Annotated in this window: 23 protein-coding genes; 6 read left to right on the forward strand and 17 right to left on the reverse strand. The window is 66.5% G+C overall.

Translation table 11 applies throughout. The features are described 5' to 3' along the window. Window positions 1-128: 128 nt before the first annotated feature. The 11 genes from AC1DTF_RS07135 to AC1DTF_RS07185 form a co-directional block, all read right to left on the reverse strand. Complete coding sequence (locus AC1DTF_RS07135; protein WP_477473575.1) at window positions 129-1,364, reverse strand: amidohydrolase family protein; 1,236 nt, start codon at window positions 1,362-1,364, stop codon at window positions 129-131. After that, window positions 1,342-2,400, reverse strand: a complete 1,059-nt coding sequence (locus AC1DTF_RS07140) for an FUSC family protein (protein ID WP_477473576.1) — start codon at window positions 2,398-2,400, stop codon at window positions 1,342-1,344. Before AC1DTF_RS07140 ends, AC1DTF_RS07135 begins: the two co-directional genes overlap by 23 nt. A 26-nt stretch (window positions 2,401-2,426) precedes the next feature. Next, window positions 2,427-2,951: a (2Fe-2S)-binding protein gene (locus tag AC1DTF_RS07145; RefSeq protein WP_477473577.1), complete on the reverse strand. Its 525-nt coding sequence runs from the start codon at window positions 2,949-2,951 to the stop codon at window positions 2,427-2,429. Then, window positions 2,941-3,825 carry an FAD binding domain-containing protein gene (locus tag AC1DTF_RS07150; protein WP_477473578.1) on the reverse strand — a complete coding sequence of 295 codons (885 nt, stop codon included), beginning with the start codon at window positions 3,823-3,825 and terminating at the stop codon, window positions 2,941-2,943. The genes AC1DTF_RS07145 and AC1DTF_RS07150 overlap by 11 nt, the downstream gene beginning before the upstream one ends. After that, complete coding sequence (locus AC1DTF_RS07155; protein ID WP_477473579.1) at window positions 3,822-6,062, reverse strand: xanthine dehydrogenase family protein molybdopterin-binding subunit; 2,241 nt, start codon at window positions 6,060-6,062, stop codon at window positions 3,822-3,824. The genes AC1DTF_RS07150 and AC1DTF_RS07155 overlap by 4 nt, the downstream gene beginning before the upstream one ends. A gap of 62 nt (window positions 6,063-6,124) precedes the next feature. Continuing rightward, window positions 6,125-6,919, reverse strand: coding sequence for an ABC transporter permease (locus AC1DTF_RS07160; protein ID WP_477473580.1), 795 nt, complete (start codon window positions 6,917-6,919; stop codon window positions 6,125-6,127). Further along, window positions 6,919-7,773, reverse strand: a complete 855-nt coding sequence (locus tag AC1DTF_RS07165; RefSeq protein ID WP_477473581.1) for an ABC transporter permease — start codon at window positions 7,771-7,773, stop codon at window positions 6,919-6,921. The genes AC1DTF_RS07160 and AC1DTF_RS07165 overlap by 1 nt, the downstream gene beginning before the upstream one ends. Continuing rightward, a complete protein-coding gene (locus tag AC1DTF_RS07170) occupies window positions 7,770-8,540 on the reverse strand; it encodes an ABC transporter ATP-binding protein (RefSeq protein ID WP_235570968.1) in 771 nt (256 codons plus the stop codon). Before AC1DTF_RS07170 ends, AC1DTF_RS07165 begins: the two co-directional genes overlap by 4 nt. A 102-nt stretch (window positions 8,541-8,642) precedes the next feature. Further along, complete coding sequence (locus AC1DTF_RS07175; protein ID WP_057166752.1) at window positions 8,643-9,629, reverse strand: ABC transporter substrate-binding protein; 987 nt, start codon at window positions 9,627-9,629, stop codon at window positions 8,643-8,645. Window positions 9,630-9,726: 97 nt separating this feature from the next. Next, a complete protein-coding gene (locus AC1DTF_RS07180; protein ID WP_156409121.1) occupies window positions 9,727-9,996 on the reverse strand; it encodes a hypothetical protein in 270 nt (89 codons plus the stop codon). Continuing rightward, window positions 9,993-10,991 carry an LLM class flavin-dependent oxidoreductase gene (locus AC1DTF_RS07185; protein WP_477473582.1) on the reverse strand — a complete coding sequence of 333 codons (999 nt, stop codon included), beginning with the start codon at window positions 10,989-10,991 and terminating at the stop codon, window positions 9,993-9,995. Before AC1DTF_RS07185 ends, AC1DTF_RS07180 begins: the two co-directional genes overlap by 4 nt. Window positions 10,992-11,089: 98 nt before the next feature. On the opposite strand from AC1DTF_RS07185, the gene AC1DTF_RS07190 reads away from it, so the two are divergent. Beyond that, complete coding sequence (locus AC1DTF_RS07190) at window positions 11,090-11,689, forward strand: SRPBCC family protein (RefSeq protein ID WP_477473583.1); 600 nt, start codon at window positions 11,090-11,092, stop codon at window positions 11,687-11,689. Between the two features lie 4 nt (window positions 11,690-11,693). Here the strand turns inward: AC1DTF_RS07190 and AC1DTF_RS07195 are convergent, their stop codons facing one another. Further along, on the reverse strand, window positions 11,694-12,428 hold the full coding sequence (locus tag AC1DTF_RS07195) for a GntR family transcriptional regulator (protein ID WP_477473584.1): 735 nt from the start codon (window positions 12,426-12,428) through the stop codon (window positions 11,694-11,696). Between the two features lie 290 nt (window positions 12,429-12,718). On the opposite strand from AC1DTF_RS07195, the gene AC1DTF_RS07200 reads away from it, so the two are divergent. Genes AC1DTF_RS07200 through AC1DTF_RS07210 form a run of 3 tightly spaced genes read left to right on the forward strand, consistent with a single transcriptional unit; the run spans window position 12,719 to window position 16,323 of the window. Continuing rightward, window positions 12,719-14,074 (forward strand): zinc-dependent metalloprotease, encoded by a 1,356-nt coding sequence (locus tag AC1DTF_RS07200; protein WP_477473585.1) that lies wholly within the window; start codon window positions 12,719-12,721, stop codon window positions 14,072-14,074. 35 nt (window positions 14,075-14,109) lie between these two features. Continuing rightward, window positions 14,110-14,949, forward strand: a complete 840-nt coding sequence (locus tag AC1DTF_RS07205; RefSeq protein WP_477473586.1) for a cyclodehydratase — start codon at window positions 14,110-14,112, stop codon at window positions 14,947-14,949. A 57-nt stretch (window positions 14,950-15,006) separates the two neighbouring features. Next, the gene (locus tag AC1DTF_RS07210) at window positions 15,007-16,323 is read left to right on the forward strand and encodes a macrolide-binding ATPase MABP-1 (RefSeq protein ID WP_477473587.1); all 1,317 of its coding nucleotides are present in this window, start codon (window positions 15,007-15,009) and stop codon (window positions 16,321-16,323) included. A gap of 29 nt (window positions 16,324-16,352) precedes the next feature. Here the strand turns inward: AC1DTF_RS07210 and AC1DTF_RS07215 are convergent, their stop codons facing one another. The 3 genes from AC1DTF_RS07215 to AC1DTF_RS07225 all read right to left on the reverse strand — a co-directional run bounded on the left by AC1DTF_RS07215 (window position 16,353) and on the right by AC1DTF_RS07225 (window position 19,195). Continuing rightward, on the reverse strand, window positions 16,353-16,622 hold the full coding sequence (locus AC1DTF_RS07215) for a WhiB family transcriptional regulator (protein ID WP_477473588.1): 270 nt from the start codon (window positions 16,620-16,622) through the stop codon (window positions 16,353-16,355). A 143-nt stretch (window positions 16,623-16,765) separates the two neighbouring features. Then, complete coding sequence (locus AC1DTF_RS07220) at window positions 16,766-16,990, reverse strand: hypothetical protein (RefSeq protein ID WP_057166744.1); 225 nt, start codon at window positions 16,988-16,990, stop codon at window positions 16,766-16,768. Window positions 16,991-17,101: 111 nt separating this feature from the next. Then, a complete protein-coding gene (locus AC1DTF_RS07225) occupies window positions 17,102-19,195 on the reverse strand; it encodes an ATP-dependent DNA helicase UvrD2 (protein WP_477473622.1) in 2,094 nt (697 codons plus the stop codon). 99 nt (window positions 19,196-19,294) lie between these two features. Between AC1DTF_RS07225 and mrx1 the strand changes: the two genes are divergently transcribed. Beyond that, window positions 19,295-19,537, forward strand: a complete 243-nt coding sequence (mrx1, locus tag AC1DTF_RS07230) for a mycoredoxin Mrx1 (RefSeq protein ID WP_477473589.1) — start codon at window positions 19,295-19,297, stop codon at window positions 19,535-19,537. Between the two features lie 40 nt (window positions 19,538-19,577). Further along, window positions 19,578-19,883: a hypothetical protein gene (locus AC1DTF_RS07235; protein WP_477473590.1), complete on the forward strand. Its 306-nt coding sequence runs from the start codon at window positions 19,578-19,580 to the stop codon at window positions 19,881-19,883. Between the two features lie 3 nt (window positions 19,884-19,886). Here AC1DTF_RS07235 and nudC read toward each other — a convergent pair whose 3' ends face one another. Together nudC and AC1DTF_RS07245 are read right to left on the reverse strand one after the other, a co-directional pair. Further along, entirely contained in the window at window positions 19,887-20,810 is a 924-nt protein-coding gene (gene nudC / locus AC1DTF_RS07240) for an NAD(+) diphosphatase (RefSeq protein WP_057166741.1), read from the reverse strand. A 6-nt stretch (window positions 20,811-20,816) separates the two neighbouring features. Further along, on the reverse strand, window positions 20,817-21,908 hold the full coding sequence (locus tag AC1DTF_RS07245; protein WP_057166740.1) for a potassium channel family protein: 1,092 nt from the start codon (window positions 21,906-21,908) through the stop codon (window positions 20,817-20,819). Window positions 21,909-21,942 lie beyond the last annotated feature (34 nt).

A 21,942-nucleotide genomic window follows, 5' to 3' on the forward strand; every position in this document is an offset into this window, starting at 1 on the left:
GCGTGACAGGCAACCAGCGTAGGCATTTGGCTCGTGCCCCCGTGGGGCAACGCCGATTCCAGACTGCTTACCGCCCGGATGACGGGATGCGCCCTGGTCATGAGTCGCCCTTTCTGTTCAGCGGTGGGTCAGCAGCAACCCGGGCGCGGTGCGCGGACCGGAACCGGCGCGGCGGGCACCATGGTCTCCGGCGATCCACGCCAGGTGACCGACCGGCTCGGCGGCGGGGTCTGCTCACTGCGGGTGGGCACCAGCGGGACACCGTCGACAAGGACGGTCGCGATACCCGGAAGATCGCCCAGTGCCAGACATTCCAGCCCGTCGCGGGCCATGGATCCGGTGATCGGCCCGAGGACCAACAGGTCAGCGGGCATGCCCTCGGCGATCACACCGGTGTTCAACCCGTGCGCCCGCGCGGTTTGTCCGGTGGCTGCTGCCACGGCGGTCACCGGGTCGACCCCGCACACCGAGGCCAGGAAGCACAATGCGCGCATCATGCCGCGTGGGATCACCCCGGTTCCACCGGGGGTATCGGTACCCATCGTCAGGCGTCCGAGTTGACCGCGGGCCGTCAGTTCATCGATGACCAGCTTGGTAGCCCGGTAATTGTTCGAACTGCACACTTCCAGGCTTGCCGAGGGCACGTCCTCGATGATCGCGATGATGTCCGCGTCCGGAGGTGGGATCGGGCCGCCGGAGATGTGCCCGACAATATCGGGCTGAACCGCCGCGACGACATCGCGTCCGGCGACTCGGCTGCTGCCCGAACGGGAGACGCCGCCCGAGTGCAGTTTGACCGTCATGCCCCGTTGATGCGCCCACTCGACATACTGCTGAGCTTCGCCGTCGCCCAACCGGTTCCAGTCGTAGAAGATGAACTTGAGCTGATCGATGCCCTCTGCGGCCGCCCGGTCGAAGTGCGCCTCGGTCATGCCGGGAACGAGCAGCACGGTACCGGCGTTCACCTTCACCCCGGAGGGCCGCATCCTGCCGGTCGTGTGTTTGGACACGATCGCGATGCTCAGCACGAGTTCCGGTGTCAGTGCGCCGAAGTCCAGTCCGGGAATGTGCAGTTCGCCCGCCGACACCATCGATGTGGTGCCGCCGTGTAGATAGTTGTGGATCCACCCGATGGAGTTCTGCGCCGGTGTCCACTCACCGAAGGTGGGGTGAACGTGGCCGTCGACAAGGCCGGGCATCACCGTCATCCCGCCCGCGGAGAGCACGGCATCGGGTGCGGGATGGCTGCTTCCGATACCGGTGATGACACCGTCCTCGACCACGACAGTCGTGTCTCGGATCGGAGACTTCGAACTGTCACCGTGCACGAGCAGGCCGATGTCATCGATCAACAGGGTCGTCACCCGCGGCTCCTTCTCTCCATTTTGGATACACTATCCGATTATTGGATGCACGTGCACGGCCCCGGCGCATCAGCAGAGCCGGGCCGAACACGACGAGGACGACAATCACCGCACCGGCGAGGTTCATCGCCAACCGCACACCGCCCTCGTACCAGGGGAACAGCGCGGGATACTCGCTGACGATCAGCAGGACCGGCGGCCCCGTGACCGCCCACCAGGTGTAGTTGACCGGCCGCAGCGCCATGGCGATGAGGAACAACGCGACGGCCACGGAAATGACCACCGGCGCAGGCGGTTGCACCCCGAGCACGGCGGCCGCGATCAACGCTCCGACCGCGTTTCCGCCGAGCCGCTGCGCGATCCGGGTGCGCGTCTGGTGCCGCTCCGGCTGAATGGTCAGCAGCACACTGGTGATCAGCCAGTGCCCGCCCACCAGATCATCGGGTAGCGCCTGGGCAACCAGGACGGCCGCCGTGACGGCTACCGCCACCCGCGCTGCATGCCGGTACGGTACGGCCGTCGTGCCGACTGAGGAAGACACGGTGGGCTCTCGTCCCGAGCCTCTGACACGCGCAACGCACCACCATGCCAGCCAGGCCATCAACACCGTCAGCGAACCTGTGGCGTAAGGCCACACATTCCACCACGGGACGTGCGCGGCGCCCGATGCCCCGACATCGATGGCGGTCAAGATGACCACCAAACCCGCTGTCGCGCCTATCTTTTCGATCAGCGAACCACACACTGCCGCCACCACGACGGCCACCGCGTGCGCACCGGGAACCTCGACGGTCACCACCACGAACCACGCACCGACGATCACCGTGGCCGTGCGTAAAGCGATCAATCTCAGTCCCGCGGCCAACTCCTGCGGCAGCGAAGGGACCGCGGTCAGCACGAAACCCAGTCCCACCGCCGAGCCCAGTTCCGCGTGGCCGAAGGCCGCGGTGATCGTGAGAATCGCGCCGAGCGTCACTGCCAGACAGGTCGCCATCGCCCACTGCGCCTGCCCGACCGGGCGCACCAGCTCGGCCACACACGGGCACACCGGTGAGCGGCGCACTAGTCGGGCTCGACCTCAGGACCTGGATCCGGAGGTTCCGCCGCGTCGAGGACGGCCTGCACGATCCCCTGGTAGCCAGTGCATCGACATATGTTGCCGGACAGAGCTTCCCGTACCGACTGCTCGCAGAGCGGCTTCTCGGTATCCGGATCGCGGAGCAACTCCAGAGCGGTGACCAGGAAGCCCGGCGTGCAGAAACCGCACTGCAATCCCCCGTTTCGGGAGAACGCCTCGCGTAGCCGGTCACACTGCTCGTATCTGCCGAGCCCTTCGACCGTGTCAAGCCGAGCTCCGTCGGCCTGGACCGCCAGCATCAGGCACGATCGGGCACTGCGGCCATCGACGAGCACCGTGCAGGCGCCGCACACCCCGTGCTCGCAGCCGAGATGAGTTCCGGTCAGTCCGAGGTGGTCCCGCAGGAAGTCGGCAAGTGTCAGTCGGGCCGGGACAGTCCGCCGGAAATTGCGACCGTTGACCGAGATCGACACCGGAACCGCATTCGAGTCCCGAGAATCAGCCGCCATAGCTGCCCTCCTCCTCTGATTGGTCGATGGTTCGACGCTGTGCTGTGGTCAGCGCTTCGCGCAACGCCGTTGCGCACAGCCGGCGCGCATAGTCGGAATCATCAGCCGCAGGTTCGGTGCGCGCCGCCCATTCGTGGGCGAGTTCGGCCCACAGCTTCTCCGAGGGCACGGCTCCCACGGCCTCGTCCCCCACGAAAAGCAGCGGCCGGTCGGCCGCGGCGAGAACGCCGGCGCGCAGTGCCGAGACCCGGCCATCCGGGCTCAACGTGAGCGCACACCCCGCGCCGGCCATGCCGTAATCACCATGCTGATGGGAATATTCGACGAATCCCCAGCCCTGATTGGGTCGGGCACTCGGAATCGAGATCCAGGTGATGATCTCGTGGTGCTCCAGGGCATTGGTGTAGAACGACACGAACATGTCCTCGGCGGACAACTCGCGACGGCCGGACGTGGCCGACTCGATGTGGAATGTGGCGTCGAGAACCAGAGTGGCCAGCGGCATCTCGGCAGCGGGGTCTGCATGTGCCACCGAGCCACCGATGGTTCCCCGATTCCGGATGCCGATATGCCCGATATAGCGCGCGGCATCGGCCAGCAACGGCGCGCGGGCACCGATGAGAGGGTCCGTCTCGACGGTGCGATGGGTGATCAGGGACCCCAGCACCAGATCGTCAGTGTCATCGAAGACCCTGCGTAGTTCTTCCAGTGCGCCGATGTCGATCAGCATCGTCGGGCGGGCCAACCGCAGGTTCATCAGCGTCAGCAGCGACTGGCCGCCGGCGAGGATCTTCGCGTCCGGGTTCTCGGCGAGCAGGTCAAGGGCGTCCGAAACCGTATGTGGCCGGACGTAATCGAAGTCGGCCGGCTTCATGACGCCACCGCGTCCAGGGCTCGGCAGATGTCACCGGTGTTGATCGGCGTGCGGTCGATGTGGATGTTTCCACCCACCGCGTCATCGATCGCACCCGCGACAGCGGCGTAGACCGCGATTGCGCCGCTTTCACCTGCTCCACGCACACCGATCGGGTTGCACGGCGTGTCGACATGCAGATGCGTCACCCGCACCCGAGGAACATCGGTACTCAGGGGTAGGTGGTATGCAGCGAAGGTGGTCGACTGCGGTTCGCCGCCGGGCGAATACGCCCACTTCTCGAACAACGCGCCGCCGATGCCCTGCGCAACACCGCCTATCACCTGTCCCTCGACGATTTGCGGATTGATCTCCCGCCCACCTTCGTGCGATACCGCATACCGGAGCACCGTCACGATCCCGGTATGCCGATGGACCCCGAGGATCACCGCGTGCACCCCCATCGTCCAGGTGACGGTGTTCACCCGGAACACCGTGCTGATATCGAGTGGCGCGCCGTCCCGGACCGCAGCGGCCAGCTCGCCCCAGCCGACGGCCTTGCCGTCGGCCTCGAAACGTCCGTCGCGGTACACCACGTCGGCCGAGCCGAGCAGACCGGCCGCCCGCCCCCGAGCCAGGTCGATGAGTTCGCGGGCGCCCTGATGGATCGCCGATCCGGCCAGGATCGCCGACCGACTCGCGAAGGTGCCCACACCGTCGGGCAGGCGTTCGGTGTCGGAAGCCAGATACCGCACCCGCTCCAGCGGCACCTCCAGGGCGTCCGCAGCAATCTGCGCAAATGTGGTTTCGTGCCCCTGCCCGGCCGAGGCCGCGCCGGCGGTAGCTTCGAACTGGCCGTTCGGCAACACCCTCACGCGGGCGGTCTCGTGCGGACCGCGGCCGGTGGCTTCCATGTAACACGCCAAGCCGTAACCGATCCGGTGATCCGGATAGGTGTCCGCCAATTCGTCGGCCTCCGACTGGGGAAGGGAGGTCAGCACGGACTCCAAGCAAGCCGTGTAGTCCTTGCCGTCGTAGAGGATCGGTACGCCGTCGCGATAAGGGATCGGCCGCGGATAGGGTAGGTCGTCGGCGGTCAGCAGATTTCGGCGGCGTATCTCCACCGTCGAGAGCCCGAGTTCCCTCGCCGCCGCGTCCATGCTGCGTTCCAGGGCAAACGTCGCCTCGGGCCGACCCGCTCCCCGGTACTGGGCGACAAGCGTTTTGTTGGTCAATGCTGCCCGGCCACTGATGCGCGCCGCCGGAACCCGGTAGGACCCGAGCAGGTGGATGGCGGTGTTGGCGACGATTCCGGCGACCCACAGGCTGCCGGCACCGATATCGACGACGAAATCGTCCTGCCACGCGAGTATTCGGCCGTCGCGGTCCACCGCCAGTCTGGTCTTGTGCAGCTGATCGCGGCCTTGGGCACTGGCGACCAGATGCTCCTGCCGGTCCTCCACCCAGATGACGTGGTAGCCGGTGTATCGGGACACCACCGGGACGATGATCTCCTCGCCGTAGACGTTGGCCTTCGTCCCGAAGCCACCGCCCACGTCGGGTACCGAGACCTTGATGTCCTCCCGGGTCCAACCGGTGGCTGCGCAGATCGCGTTACGCACCATGTGCGGAACCTGGGTGGAGGTGAGCATGTCCACGCGCTGCAATCTGGCATCGAAACTGGCTGCCACGCCCCGACATTCCAACGGCACCGCGCCGTGCCGGCTCATCTGGTAGCTGCCCTCGACGATGCGGTGGGCACGGCTGAACGCACCGTCGGGATCACCGAACGCGTAGTGCATCCGGGCGGCCTCGTTGTCGGGCAGGTGATCGAAGAGCACCGGCGCCCCTGGTTCGAGTGCGGCCGTCGCATCGGTGAGGACGGGAAGCGGTTCGTATTCGATCTCGACGTTCTCGGCGGCGTCCTCGGCCCGGTAACGGTCATCGGCCACCACCACCGCGATCGGGTGACCGACATAGTGCACCCGGTCGGTGGCGAGAATCGGTAGGCGCTGCTCAGCGATCACACACGACGTCGCCGCAGTGAAACCCGGATCGGGAGTGGTCAATCCGGTGATCGGTGTGTCCGCCAGACCGAGATCGTGGGCGAGGAACACCCCCAGCACCCCGGGCATCTCCGCCGCCCGCGATGTGTCGATTCGGGTGATCCGTGCGTGTGCCTGACTCGACCGGACGAACACGATGTGGTGGGCACCGGCGGCATGGTCGGCCAGAAATCGGCCCTGCCCGCTGAGCATGCGGTCGTCCTCACGCCGACGGACCGACGTCCCGATGTAGCGTCCGCCGCCCGCTTCCGAACTCAATGGAGTCGCTTTTCCCACTGCCACAGCGCGATCGAGATACCGAAGGAGATCGTGATGAGCAGCATGATGGTGGCGACCATCGCCGGGTATTCACCGTGGCTGTAAGACTGCAGCACCACTCGACCGAGCCCGCGACGAGTGGCGAAGAACTCCGAGAGCACGACGCCCACGACCGACAGGCTCACCGCGAGCCGGATGCCGGTCAGCAGCGGACGGCGAATGGCAGGAAAGATGATGTGCACCAGCGTCTGCCAGGAGTTCGCCCGTACCGACTTCGCGAGCTTCCAGTACACCCGCGGGATCTCCTGGACGCCGRTCGAGACATTGATCAGAACCGGGAACAGGGCGAACAACACGCCCATGACCACCTTGGACCCCGACAGGCTGAAGATGGGCAGCAGCACCGGGTAGAGCACGATCTTGGGGATACCGTTGAGGATGATGATCGACGGTTCGAGGACCGTTCGCAGAAGTGGCGACAGTCCGAGGAGCAGGCCGATGCCGCCGCCCACCGCGGTGCCGATCACGAATGCCATCAGCACCGACTGGGCCGTGACCCGCAGATCGAAAAGGTAGGCAGGATCGGCGAGATTGGAGAACAGCACGGCCACCGTGTGCGCAGGCGAAGGGATGACGAAGGTGACACCCGACATCACCTGCCAGACGGCAAGTATCACGAATCCCAGCATCACGGCCCCGAAAGCCTGGCTGGTCACGATCGCACGGGCCTGGAACCTGTCGGGCCGCGCCGGCGGCTCGGTGGCCGCGTGCCGGCCGGCGATGGTGGTCATCACAGATTCCTTCCGCGCAGCAGTGCCCGCTCTACCACGGCCAGCAGGATGGTGAGAATGCCGGAGAGCACGAGAACCATCACGATGTGGGCGAACATCAGTTCGTTGTCGAAGATTTCGTAGAGGTAGCGGATGCGGTATCCCAATCCTGCCTGGGCCGTGGTGAATTCCATGGCGATGGTCCCGATCAGGGCGTACACCACGGCGAGTCGCAGACCGGCGACGATGAAAGGTCCGGCCGCCGGGATGGCGATGGCGAACAGCGTCTGCCGCGGTGAGGCTTTCAACGATCGAGCCAGCTTCATGTAGACGGGGGGCATGGTGTTGAGACCGACCGCGGTGTTGAGCGCCATCGGGATGGCCGCCATGATGGTCGCCAGGATGATCACCGACATGGCGTTGATGCCTACCAGGACGATCATGACCGGGTAGAACAAGACCAACGGGACGGCGTAGAACGACACCAGATACGGTTCGAAGATCCGGCCGACCAGCGGAATCTTCCAGAAGACCAGGCCGGCAGCGAATCCCAGCAGCCCACCGAACACAATGGCCAGTGCCACCTCGAATCCGGTGCGGCCCGCGTCACTCCAGAATTGCGGCTCGGTGAGGAGGACGCCCAGTTCGGCAACGATGACCGACGGGGCCGGCAGGATGCCCGCGCTCCACCATCCGGCGCGCGCACCGATCTCACAGAAGAGGATGAATGCCGCGAACAGACCCACCGTCGACAACACACTCACCGTGAGCTTGCCCGGACGCCACGCGGGTGTGCTGTTTTTCTCCGGCTCCCGCTGCGACCCGTGCAGAGTTTCCGACGGCAGATCGTCGGCCGCCACATAGGAGGTGGTCACTTCGACGCCTTCTCCTTGGTGTCCTGCTGCTGGAACCCGCGCATCGACTCCGCCTGCAGGGAACTCCAGATCCGGTTGTGCAACTCGTTGAACCGGGGTGTCGAGACAACACTGGCGTCACGCTCGTCGGGCAGGTCGATGTCAACGACATCGATGATGGTTCCGGGCCGGTAGGACATCACCCACACCTGCTGGGACAGCAGAATGGCCTCCGAGATGTCGTGCGTGACGAACATGATGGTCTGATGCGTGCGGGCCCAGATCTGGCGGACCTCGGCACCGAGGAACAAGCGCGTCTGCTGGTCAAGTGCTGCGAACGGCTCGTCCATCAGCACCACCTCGGGCTGGACCGCGAGCGTGCGCGCCAATGCCACTCGCTGGCGCATGCCACCGGAAAGTTGTGAGGGATAGGACTTCTCGAACCCCCGCAGACCGACCAGCTCGATCGCCTCCTGAGCCCGTCGGCGTCTGGCCGCCTTCTCGGTCCCGATCATCTCCATCGCGAACGCCACGTTCTCCTCGACGGTGCGCCAGGGCAACGTTGAGTCCTCCTGGAACACCACGCCGATCTTGGGGTCCGGCCCGCTCACCGGTCGCCCCGCCACACTCACCGTTCCACTGGTGGCCTTCTGCAATCCGGAGATCACGGCGAGCAGAGTCGATTTGCCACAGCCGCTGGGGCCGACGATCGACACGAAGCTGGTGGGCGGAATGTGCTGATCGATCTGCTTGACCGCCGTCACCTGCCCGGCTGCCGTGTCGAACACGACCGACACGTTCTCGATTTGAATTCCCTGATTGCTCACGAATTTCGCTCTCTTTCAAGGCTGTCGGACATCAACGGTTCGGTTCACGCGGTCGCTGCGGGCTCAGAACGTGGACTGGGCGTCGTCGGGCAGGTACTGCTGATCCAATGTCTCCGCCCAGTTGACGGGTTCGGAGATCTGCCCGGCCTCCACCATCAGGTCCGACAGGTTCTTCAGGCCCTCGGTGTCCACCTTGAGCGAGTAGCCTTTGGCGAGGTCGGGATTGTCACGGAAGGCTGCCTTCATCACTTCTGGACCGACACCGACCAGCGGCGCCAGTTCGGTCGCGGCTTCATCCGGGCTTTCCACCACCCACTGGTTCAGCCGGTCGGCGACCTTGAAGAACTTGCGCAAGTTTTCCGGGTTGGCTTCGGCGTATGCGGTGTTGACTGCCACCAGATCGGCGGGCAGGTCACCCAGCAACTCCCGGGAATTCACCAGCACCTCGGCATTGTCGGTGGCCTGCTTGTCGGCGATGAAGGGCTGCATGGCCCAGCCTGCGGTGATCTGGTCGGCCTTCGCCGCCGTCCAGTTGTCGCCCATCGGGCCGACTGCCTGTGCCTGCACTCCGGGGAGTTCACGTTGCAGGCCCTTGACGATCAGTTCCGTCGAAGATCCGGCGGAACTGAAACCCAGGGTCGCGCCCTCCAGGCTTCGTCCGGGCGGGCTGATCCAGGAGAAGTCGTTGACCTGGAACCACGGCGCGATCACCTTGAGATTGGAATTGGGCTGCTGGGCAGCGAGCAGGACCGAGCTGTTGCCCGCGATGGCGACGTCGGCGTCGCCACTGGTGACGACTCGCAGCGTGTTACCACCGCCGCCGCCCGAGAACAGGTCGACGGCCAGGCCCTCTTCCTCGAACCACTTCTTGTTGATGCCGGCCTGCAGGATGGCCATGAACGGCAGGCTGTCGACGCCGGTGGCCGAGATGCTCAGCGTGTTGCTGCCGGATCCACTCTGGGGCGCCGCCCCCTCGTCGGCGCACGCACCGGTGGCCAATACGGCGAAGACTGTGAGTGACGCAGTCACGCACTTGGTCAGACGCAACATCAAAGCACCTCCATCTGGTAACTGCATATTGGATCCAACTATAAAAGGGGGTGTGAGGTGCGTCAACCGATCGCGTTAACTTGACGTAAATAACACCTCACCGAGCGCCTCTCGACAGTCGCGCCAGCTCGAGGCCGACCGCGATGCCCGCCATGGCGGCGGCCGCGGTGAACGACGACAAGGACGGTCGTCGCAGATCGGCCGCGGGCACCGCGGCGGTCGCCACTTCAGCAACGGGCGGAGCGTGAAGTACCCCGTCGGCCGGTGTCAGCACGCGCTTCAGTGCCGGTGGCGCCCCGGCGACCCTGCTGCCCGGAGCCGGGAAGCCGGCGGCAGCCGTAGCGGGCGCACCTCGGCGGTCCGTCATTGCCCGAGGCCGCCCACGATATCGGCGAAGGTGCGGATGGTTGCTTCCTTGCTCTGCCCGGGACGCACGAAAGGAACGATCGACACTTGGTTGACACCCACGGATTCGATCTCCTTGAGCCGTTGCGCACACTCATCGGGGGTCCCCGCCAGGGCGAACAGATCGACCAGTTCGTCGGGGACGAGGTCGGCGTGCGCGGCTTCGGTGTTCATGTGCTCGTAGTAGTTGTAGCTGTCCCGGATGCGGTCGATCGCTTTCTCCAGCGCCGGGTCCACCTTGGCCGGTAACGGACGGATGGCGACACGGGATACATGAGCGCGCACCAGATCGCGGGCCTCGGTGCGGTCTTCGGCGATCGCTGTGGGTGTCCACAACACGATGTGCAGGTCGTCGAGTGTGCGGCCGCTCTCCTTGGCGCCGGCCTCGATGGTCTGCAGCGCCGCTTCGATGAAATGCGGTGCCGTTCCCACCAGCACGATGACGCCATCGGCGATACGGCCGGACATCTGCAGGATCTTCGGTGCCGACRCCGCGATGTAGATCGGGATGTTCATCGGTTCGGTCACGTAGTTGAGGTGAAAATCGGCGCCACTGCTCGACTCTGCCACCGATTCCCCACGGAACAAGGCACGCAGGTCGGTGATCGACTGTTCGAGCTCGGCAAGCTTCTGCGGGCGAAGGCCCATGGTCCGAAGCGAAGAGTCTCCGGTGCCGATGCCCAGCGCCACTCGACCGTTGGTGAACTCCGCCAAGGTCGCCCAGGTCGACGCCAGCACGGACGGGTGCCGCGTCACGGCATTGGTCACCCCGGTGCCGAAGACGATCTTCTCGGTACCGACGGCCGCTGCGCCCATCACGGTCGAGGACTCCCGCCAGATGTTCTGCGAGTCGCCGAACCACACATTGTCATAGCCCAGCGATTCGCAGAGTTTGACGTAGTCGCACATCGGACCGACCGGCTCGGTGGGAAAAAGTCCAACACCCTTGCTCAACATGCGTAACTCCCTTTACGGTGCGTCTTGGATAGAATATCCAATAGTAAAGCGGACCTCACCGGGTTCTTCAACAGCGCAGTCACACAGGGAGCACCGCGATGCAGCTGGTCAACGAGTTCGTCGTCGATGCACCGATCGATATCGCGTGGGCCGTACTCACCGACATTCCGCAGGTGGCGGCGTGCATTCCGGGCGCCGAACTGGAGAGCAGCGAGGGTGATGAGCACCGGGCCAACGTCACAGTGAAGGTCGGACCCGTCGGCCTCACGCTGGGCGGGACAGCACGGATCGTGAACCGCGACGACCGAACGCATCGGATGGTGGTCCGGGGAACCGCCCGCGACGGCAAGGGCAATGGCTCGGCCGAGGCCACGGTCACCATGGTTGCCCACGAGCGTGGCGGCAGTTCGGCGGTCACCGTCACCACCGATCTGGAGCTCAGTGGGCGGATCGCGCAGTTCGGCAGCGGGGTGATCGCTCAGGTCAGCAACCGAATCCTCAAGCAGTTCGCCAATCGCCTCAACGACGCCATCGCCGGCCCCGACGACCCGCACCGCTCTGCCGCCGACAGCTCGCCGCACCGTCGGGCTCCGAGCTACTCCCCCAACGCCGACGAACGCCTGGTGCTCGCTGTCACGGCGCTCGCCGGTGTGGCGCTGGGTCTCGCTCTCGGACGAACCCTGGGCCAGCCGCGGTAACCGCTTACTGGGCGGCCGTGTCCTCCAGGTCCTCGGCGAGCGCCTTGGTCAGGTTGTCGATCGCGTGCGAACGATGCTCGTAATTCAGGGCGATCACCCTCTCCACGTCGCGGTCGGCAATCGCGTCCGTCAGCAGGATGTGCTCGGTATTGACCTTCGGCAGATTCATCAGATGCGCGTACAGCGGCCGGTACGCATCAGCCGTGTTGTACAGCTGGGTCACAATTCGTTTCGTGCGGGCCAGCCGGCTCTTCTCGAAGGTCAGGAAGTGAAACTGCCGGTTCGCGAGGCCGACTGCGACGAGGTCGCCGCTGGCAACACCTTCGTCCATCTCCGCCATCCGTAGCCGCATCTGATCGACGATCTCGTCGGTGACATGGGGCATTGCATCGCGGATCAGCATCTCTTCCAGCGTGGCACGCAGCTGGAAAATCTCCCGGAGCTCTTCGAGACCCAGTTCGGTGACTCGATAGCCGCTGTGCGGCACGTAGGTGACGTACTCCTCGGCCTCCAGCGTCTTCAACGCCTCCCGGATGGGAATTCGCGACACCCCGTACATTTCCACGAGGCTTTCCTGCACGATCCAGCTGCCCGGCGGGAATCGACCGCTGCTGATGTCGCGGCGAATCGCCTCGGCGACGGCCTGGTTCGCCGTCTTCGGGCGCACAAACTCCGAGCGTGCACTCGCGCTCGCGCCGGCCGCAACACGGGGGCTGCGCTTCGTTGCTCGCGGTGGCATCAGCTCTCCTTTCAAGTATTGGATACTCTATTCGAATTCGTGGTCCTGGCCGGTAACTGCGCGGTGTCATGGGGCCGTCAGGCCTTCTTTGGTCACGTTAAGGCCCATTCGCCGCTTGAGCACGATTCACTGCTTGTCGATTTCGCGCGTCCACCGAAGGTTCGATTGGGGCGTCTTCGATGCATTGGCGTTGGATATTCTATCCGATTATGCTTCAGCCGCGCTCGACGGCTTCCCTCGACGCTCCTTCGCTCACAGCGTGACCCGCGGCCCCACCCGCACCGCYGCCGGTGGGTACCGTTGACGCTATGGCTGACCTGCCCTTCGGCTTCTCCCACGGAGATGACCCGGATCCTGACAAGCGCAAGAAAGATCCCTCCGGGGATCCGTTCGGGCTGGGCGGTGAGGGTTTCGACATGTCCGATCTCGGCCAGATCTTCACCCGGCTCGGCGAGATGTTCAGCGGCACAGGCAATATGGCCGCCGGCGGCCAGCAGGCCGGACCGGTCAACTACGACCTGGCCCGCCAGCTGGCAACGAGTTCCATCGGTTTTGTGGCACCGGTACCCGAATCCACCAGCTCCGCGATCGCCGACGCGGTGCGGCTGGCCGAAACCTGGCTCGACGGCGCCACCGCGCTGCCCGCGGGCACCACTCGCACGGTGGCCTGGACGCCGACGGAGTGGCTGGACAACACCCTGGAAACCTGGAAGCGGTTGTGCGACCCGGTTGCCGAGCAGATCTCCACGGTCTGGGCCTCGGCGCTGCCCCAGGAGGCCCAGGCGATGGCCGGGCCGCTGCTGGCGATGATGTCCCAGATGGGTGGAATGGCCTTCGGCAGCCAGCTCGGCCAGGCCCTGGGCAAGCTGTCCAAGGAGGTGCTGACCTCCACCGACATCGGATTGCCGCTGGGCCCCAAGGGTGTTGCCGCCCTGATGCCCGAGGCCGTGGACGCCCTGACCGAGGGTCTTGAGCAGCCGCGCAGCGAGGTGCTGACCTTCCTGGCCGCCCGCGAGGCGGCCCACCACCGGCTGTTCAGCCATGTGCCGTGGCTGTCCAGCCAGCTGCTCAGCGCGGTAGAGGCGTTCGCCAAGGGCATGAAGATCGACATGAGCGGGATCGAGGACATGGCGCAGGGCTTCAACCCGGCGTCGCTGGCCGATCCCGCGGCCATGGAGCAGCTGCTCAGCCAGGGCATGTTCGAACCCAAGGCCACCCCGGAGCAGACCGCCGCGCTGGAGCGACTCGAGACGCTGCTGGCGCTCATCGAGGGCTGGGTGCAGACCGTCGTCATCGCCGCGCTCGGGGACCGGTTGCCGGGCACCGAGGCGCTCAGCGAGACGCTGCGCCGCCGGCGCGGCACCGGCGGGCCCGCCGAGCAGACCTTCGCGACCCTGGTCGGGCTGGAACTGCGACCCCGCAAGATGCGTGAGGCCGCCGCGCTGTGGGAGAAGCTCACCGAGGCGGTGGGCGCCGATGCCCGCGACGCGGTGTGGCAGCACCCCGACCTGCTGCCCGGTTCCGCCGATCTCGACGAGCCGGCCGCCTTCATCGACCGGGCCATCGGCGGGGACACCAGTGGCATCGATCAGCTACTCGAAGACCTGGAGCGCAACGAGCGCCCCGACGGCCCTGTGGATAACTGACGCGGCGATCGCGCCCGCCGTGACACAGTCATGGCATGCGGCGCTACGCACTCAACCCGGCGATGCCGGTCCTGCTGCGGCCCGACGGAACCGTGCAGGTCGGCTGGGACCCGCGCCGCGCCGTGCTGGTGCATCCTCCCGCCGGATCGACCGGCGCGACGCTGGCCCGGTTGCTCCGATCCATGCAGGACCCTGCCACCGCCGATGAATTGACCACGCGCGCCGAAGCTTTCGGCCTGACCCCGGTTGCCCTTCCGGACCTGTTGGACGCGCTGCTGGCGGCCGGTGTGGTGACCCGGACCCGTCCGTCGCTGCGGTCGGTGTCGGTGCGGGTACATGGCCGGGGCCCGCTGTCAGACCTGCTGTCCGGGGCGCTGAGTTGTTCGGGGACCCGGGTGACGCGCAGCAGCCGACGGCATTCGGTGGTGACCACCGACAAGACGGACCTGGTGGTGCTGGCCGACGCGCTGGTCACCGATCCGCGGGTGCTGCGCGATCTGCACACCGCCCGGGTGCCGCATCTTCCGGTTCGGGTGCGCGACGGCACCGGGCTGGTGGGACCCCTGGTGATCCCCGGTCTGACCTCCTGTCTGGCGTGCGCGGATCTGCACCGCAGCGACCGTGACGCGGCCTGGCCGGCGCTGGCCGCGCAGCTTCGCCACGCCGTCACCACCGCCGACCGAGCCACCGTGCTGGGCACCGCCGCGCTGGCGCTCACGCAGGTCGATCTGGTGCTCCGGGCGATGCGTGAGGAGCCCGACTCTCAGGACGCTTCGCCGACGCCGATCACACTGGACACCACCGTCGAATTCGACGTCGGCACCGGTTCGGTGGTGACGAGGCGCTGGTCGCGGCACCCGGCGTGCGCATGCTGACATCGCATGTTGCCAGTTCGTTGCGGCATATTCAGGCCCGTCGTGGATGATGGTTAGGTGTCCGAAATCAAACGAGGCAGCGTCGCGCGAAACGCGAAGCTCGCCAGCCTTCCCGTCGGCTTTGCCGGACGGGCCGCGCTCGGGTTCGGCAAGCGACTGGCCGGCAAATCCCGGGACGAGGTCACCGCGGAGCTGATGGACAAGGCTGCTCAGCAGCTGTTCACCGTCCTGGGGGAACTCAAGGGCGGCGCCATGAAGGTCGGCCAGGCCCTGTCGGTGATGGAAGCCGCGATCCCCGAGCAGTACGGCAAGCCCTACCGCGAGGCGCTGACCAAGCTGCAGCGCGAAGCCCCGCCACTGCCCGCGGCCAAGGTGCACCGCGTCCTCGACGGACAGCTCGGCACCAAATGGCGCGAACGTTTCCAGTCCTTCGACGACAAGCCGATCGCGTCGGCCAGCATCGGCCAGGTGCACAAAGCGGTGTGGTCCGACGGTCGCGAAGTCGCGGTCAAGATCCAGTACCCCGGTGCCGATGAGGCGCTGCGCGCCGACCTCAAGACCATCCAGCGGTTGACCAGTGTGTTCAAGCAACTCGCCCCGGGCGCCGATATCGACGGTGTCGTCGCCGAACTCATCGAGCGCACCGAGATGGAGCTGGACTACCGGCTGGAAGCCGACAACCAGCGCGCGTTCGCCAAGGCCTACGCCGACGATCCGCATTTCGTGGTGCCCGCGGTGATCGCGAGTGCCCCCAAGGTCGTCATCGCCGAATGGATCGAAGGCATCCCGATGTCGGTGATCATCCGCGAGGGCACCCCCGAGCAGCGCGATGTGATGGGCACCCGGCTGACCGAACTGACCTTCGGCGCCCCCGAGCGCCTGGAGATGATGCACGGCGACGCGCACCCCGGGAACTTCATGTTGATGCCCGACGGCCGCATGGGCGTCATCGATTTCGGTGCTGTCGCACCGCTTCCCGGTGGTTTCCCGCCCGCACTCGGCAAGTGCATCCGGTTGGCCCGGGACAAGAACTACGTCGAACTGCTACCGGCGATGGAAGCCGCCGGGTTCATCCAGAAGGGTCAGGAAGTCTCGGCCCAGGAAGTCGACGACATGCTGCGCCAGTACGTGGAACCGGTGCAGACCGAGGTCTTCCACTACACCCGGCGCTGGCTGCAGCGGATGGCGGCCGGACAGATGGACAACTCGGTGGCCCAGATCAAGATGGCGCGCCAGCTCGACCTGCCGGCGAACCTGGCCATCCCGCTGCGCGTGATCGCGTCGACCATCGCGATCTGCTGCCAGCTGGACGCCCACGTTCCGATGAAAGCCATTGCCACCGAACTGGTTCCGGGCTTCACCGACGCCGCATAGCGCGCCGACAAGCGGCCTGACGTATTTCGTCAGGCCGCTTGCGCGTCCTTACGCGGACGTCCACGGGGCCGCTTGCGCGCCACGATGGTTCCGCGTTCGATGATCTCGCCACCCCAGACTCCCCACGGCTCCTGACGTTCCAGCGCCTCGTCGAGGCACAGGCTCCGGATCGGGCAGGCCGCGCACAGCGCCTTGGCGCGCTCCAGTTCGCTGGGGCTCTCGGCGAACCACAGGTCGGGATCGGCCTCGTGGCACGGCACCGCGGGCAGTAATCGTTGCGGGCATGTCTGGACGGACATGTCTTTCCCTACTTCCTGGTCGTTTCTTCGGTGTCGGTGTACTTGTCCGGACCGGGTGACCAGGGTGTTCGGGTGTTCCGAAAACAATGGCCACGGATCCGGTTGCGCGGGTCCGTGGCCTTTTCGGCGGTGCTGGGGGCTACCTAGGTGGTGCCCCACTTCACGGACTCGGCGGTCGTTTCGGCGGTGCGGCGCTTGTGCTGCGGCGCGGCGGCAGCGGGCGCCCAACCAGCTCGATGCGCGGCGGGAATGCCGACGACGGCGCGGGCGGACAGCGGCATGCCACTGACGTTTACGCCTTGCTGCATTGTGAAAATCGTCATGATGCCGAATCCCTCCTCTCGCCAGACAAAGATGTAGTCCCACACGGAACTTGTGATCTTGAGGCTAGAGCCTATCAGTGCAAACGCACAAGCGAATTTCTGACCAGCGGGTTTGGCGGAATATGTGTGAAACTTGGCCGACGTTGCGACTCCGCCTCAGGACCGGGCTTTCACCAGCGCCAGCACATCGGGGCCGTACTGCTCCAGCTTGCGGGCACCGATACCGGGAATCGCGACGAGGGCGGCGGCATCGGCGGGCAGCGTCTCGGCGATGGCGATCAGCGTGTTGTCGGTGAACACCACGAACGCCGGCACCTTCATCTCCTGGGAGACGCGCAGCCGCCAATCCTTGAGTTCGGCCAGCAGTTCGACGTCGATGTCGGACGGGCAGCTCTCGCAGCGGCGCAGCATGATCGCCGTCGGGCTGTTCAGCGGGCCATTGCAGACCCGGCAGCGCGGGGTGGCACCCTTGGCGCGCTTCGGGCGGGCCGGGGCGGCGTCGGCCGGGGACTGTGGGGCCACCCCGTTGAGGAACCGCGAGGGACGACGGCCCTGCCGCCCGCCGGGGGTACGGGCCAGCGCCCAGCTGAGCGCCAGATGCACCCGCGCCCGGGTGACACCCACGTAGAGCAGCCGGCGTTCCTCCTCGACGGCCTCGCTGTCGGGGCCATGGGACAGCGCATGCGAGATCGGCAGGGTGCCGTCGGCCAGCCCGACCAGGAACACCGCATCCCATTCCAGGCCCTTGGCGGCGTGCAGCGAGGCCAGCGTGACGCCCTGCACCACCGGCGGGTGCCTGGAGTCGGCCCGTTGGCGCAGTTCGGCGAGCAGCGTCGGCAGGTCCAGCGAAGGGCGTTGCGCCACTTCGTTGTCCACCAGTTCGGCGAGCGCGGCGAGCGCTTCCCAGCGCTCCCGCGCCTGGGTGCCTGCGGGTGGCTCGGCCGTCAGGCCCAGCGGTTCCAGCAGCGACCGGACCAGGCCGGGCAGATCGTCGCCGTACTCGCTGTTGACGTTGCGCTGCAACGCGAGCAGCGCCTGGCGGATCTCCTGCCTGCTGAAGAACCCCTCACCACCGCGCACCTGGAAGGCGATGCCGGCCTCGGTGAGCGCCTCCTCATATACCTCGGACTGGGCGTTGATCCGGTACAGCACCGCGATTTCGGCTGCGGGAGTGCCGGATTCGATGAGCTTCTTGACCTTATTCGCGACGCCGGTGGCCTCGGCCACCTCGTCGGGATGCTCGGCGAAAGACGGCTTGGGACCCGGGTCACGCTGACCGATCAGGTGCAGCTTGCTGCCGGCCATCCGGCCGCGCGCCGCCGCGATGACGCGGTTGGCCAGCGACACCACCTCGGGGGTGGACCGGTAGTCGCGCTCCAGCCGTACCACGGTGGCCTCGGGGAAGCGCCGGGAGAAGTCCAGCAGGAACTTCGGGGTGGCGCCGGTGAACGAGTAGATGGTCTGGTTGGCGTCCCCGACCACCGTCAGGTCGTCGCGCTCGCCGACCCACGCGTTGAGCACACGCTGCTGCAGTGGCGTGACGTCCTGGTACTCGTCGACGACGAAGCACCGGTAGCGGTCCCGGAATTCCTGGGCGACCGCCGCGTCGTTCTCGATCGCGGCAGCGGTGTGCAGCAGCAGGTCGTCGAAGTCCAGCAGGGCGGTGCCGTCGCGGTGGGTCTTGAGCCGCTCGTAGTTGTTGTAGACCTTGGCGACGGTGCCCGCGTCCATCGGGACGTCACGGCGGACCTGGGCGACCGCGGCCACGTACTGCTCGGGGGTGATCAGCGAGGCCTTGGCCCATTCGATCTCGCCGGCGAGGTCACGCACGTCATCGGTGCTGGCCTTCACGGCCGCCTTGTTGGCGGCCTGCGCCACCACCGAGAACTTGCTGTCGAGCAGTTGCCAACCGGTGTCGCCGACCACCCGGGGCCAGAAGTACTGCAGCTGACGGCGGGCCGCGGCGTGGAAGGTGACGGCCTGGACCGCGGCGGTCGGCACCCCGGACTGCTCGCCGAGGGCCCGCAACCGGCTGCGCATCTCGCCGGCCGCGCGGGCGGTGAACGTCACGGCCAGGACCTGGCCGGGCGCCACATGCCCGCCCACCACCAGGTGGGCGATGCGGCGGGTGATGGTGCGGGTCTTGCCGGTGCCCGCGCCGGCCAGCACGCAGACCGGACCACGCGGCGCGAGCACGGCCTCGCGCTGTTCGTCGTCGAGGTCGCCGAGGAGACTGTCGACGGACGGCATGCCGTCCATCATGGCAGGGGGCTCCGACATCAGCAGCGCCCGTGCCGCCACCTAGGCTGGCAGGGAAATACGCACCGACGTCGATAGGTTGTTTCCAGCATGACCAACGCTCAGCTGACCATGTACACCACGTCGTGGTGCGGCTTCTGCAATCGGCTCAAGACCGCGCTGAAGGCCGAGGGCATCGCGTGGGACGAGATCGACATCGAGGCCGATCCGTCCGCCGCCGAATTCGTCGGGTCGGTGAACAACGGCAACCATGTGGTGCCGACGGTGMAGTTCGCGGACGGGTCCACCCTGACCAACCCGAACATCAAGCAGGTCAAGGCCAAGCTGAGCTGACGCGGCAGATCTGTCGGTGCATCGAACTAGTGTTCGATGCATGACTCAGAGCCTTCCGGGTATCGACACCCTCCGCACCGAACGCTCAGCGCTCGTCGCCGAAGCCGAAGCACTGCTGGCGAGGTCACGTTCACGGCCGGCGATGGAACACGCCATCGCGCTCTACGGTCGAGCCGAACACCTGGCCCGCGAGGAACAGCTTCGGCTGCTGGCAACCCTGAAATCGAAGACCACGCCGGGCGCTCTCGGTGCACGGTCCTGGGTGGATTTCGTGTCGACCCAGCTGAAAGTCACCCACGACGACGCCCGCCTCGTGTTGCGGGACATCGACGCGCTGGGGCCATAGCGATCAGTCCAGGGCCGCCCAGGATTCGATGATCTCGCGGGCGATCGAGATGGATCCGGGGAGCAGTAGCCGCGACGTCGATTCGCTACTCCAGTCCCCGTCTGCGAGCGCGTCGCGAACCTCGGCGCGGGTGAACCACTGCGCCTCGGCGATCTCGCCGTCGTTGAACGCGAACGGCTGCTCGGGATCGCCGAGTGCGTGGAAACCCACCATCAGCGAACGCGGGAACGGCCAGGGCTGGCTGCCCAGGTACTGCACCTCGGTGACGTCGAGGCCGACCTCTTCGGAGATCTCGCGGACCACGCAGGCCTCGAAGGACTCCCCCGCCTCCACGAACCCGGCCAGGATCGAGAACAGCCGCTCCGGCCAGACGGCCTGGCGGGCCAGCACCGCCCGGTCGTGGCCGTCGTGCACCAGGCAGATCACCGCGGGGTCGATGCGCGGGAACTCCTCGTGGCCGTTGTCGGGATTCAGCCGCGACCAGCCGGCCTTGATGGACTTGGTCGGTGACCCGTCGACCGGGCTGTACCGGGCGTTGTCATGCCAGTTCAGCAGGGCGGTCGCGGTGGACACCAACTGCGCGCTGGCATCGTCGAAGATTGCACCGGCACGGCGCAGGTCGAGCACCTCGGATTCCACGGTCGGATCCTCGGGCGCCTCCAGCGCGCCGCGGATCGCCCAGACGTGGCGGCCGTCCTCGAGGCGGCCCAGGAAGACCGCCTGCTCTGGCGGGGCGTCGCCGAGGCCGGTGGCCTTGCCGAGCACCACGCTGCCACCGGCGATCAGCACCTGGTTTCGCCGGTCCACCCGCAGCACCAGAGCGTCGGGCCAGCCGGCGATGGCGGCGTCGATATCGGTGCGCAGGGTGTCGGCGCGGTCGGCCCCGACCCGGGACAACAGAGGGATGTTGCGGAGCGTGAAACTCACGGAGCGTTACCGGTCTTCCTTGGAGCGGATGTAGAGCAGCCGATCGGTCAGCTCCAGCGCATCTACCCGTTCGTCGTCCACCCGAAGCAGCTCGCCCTCGCGGACGACGCCGAGCACGATGTCGGTGAGATGGCGCGGTGAGCCGCCGACCTCCTTGGGCTCGACCGGCCGTTCTCCGATGGCGAATCCGGCGTCCGGGGTCAGCAGGTCTTCCATCATCTCGACGACGCTCGGGGTCTGGGTGGCGATGCCCAGCAGCCGCCCCGCGGTCTCGGAGGTGACGACGGTGGTGTTCGCGCCGGACTGCTTGAGCAGATGCTGGTTCTCGGCCTCGCGCACGGCGGCGATGATGTTGGCCCGCGGGTTGAGTTCCCGGGCGGTCAGGGTGACCAGGACGGCGGTGTCATCGCTGTTGCAGGCGACGATGATCGACTTGGCGTGCTGAGCCGAGGCCAGCCGCAGGATCTCCGAGTCGGTGGCGCTGCCGCGCACGGTGACCAGACCGGCGTTCTTGGCGCGCTCGAGTGCAGCCGGGTTGTTCTCGACGATGACGATGTCGGCGGGCAGGACATCGTCACCGATCATCGCCGCCACCGCGGTGCGGCCCTTGGTTCCGTAGCCGACGACGACGGTGTGGTTACGCACGCTTTTCCTCCATCGCTGGATCTTCAACGCCTGACGCGACTGGGTCGTCAGGGTCTCGACCGTGGTTCCGATCAGCACGATCAGGAATGCCACCCGCAGCGGCGTGATGACCAGAACGTTGACCAGTCGGGCCGAGGCCGTCACCGGGGTGATGTCGCCGTAGCCAGTGGTCGAGAGCGACACCGTGGCGTAGTACAGGCAGTCCAGGAACGACAGCGGGTCGTCCGGATTGGGGCTGTCACCGATGTCGCGGTAGCCGTGCCGGTCGATGTAGACGATGAGCACCGCGGCGAACAACGCACCCAGCGCCAACAGCACCCGGGTGAAGATCCGCCGCCACGGGCTGACGAACTTCTCCGGGATGTTGAGTACGTCAACGAGGTCGGCGTCATGACGCGACGTCAGGTTCTCGTTCACGGCCGCCAAACGCCGGCGCAATCTACCTTTGGCCACGTATCACCGATCGGGACGGGGTGGGCACGTCACA

This window comes from Mycobacterium sp. P4_H6 (assembly GCF_056400845.1).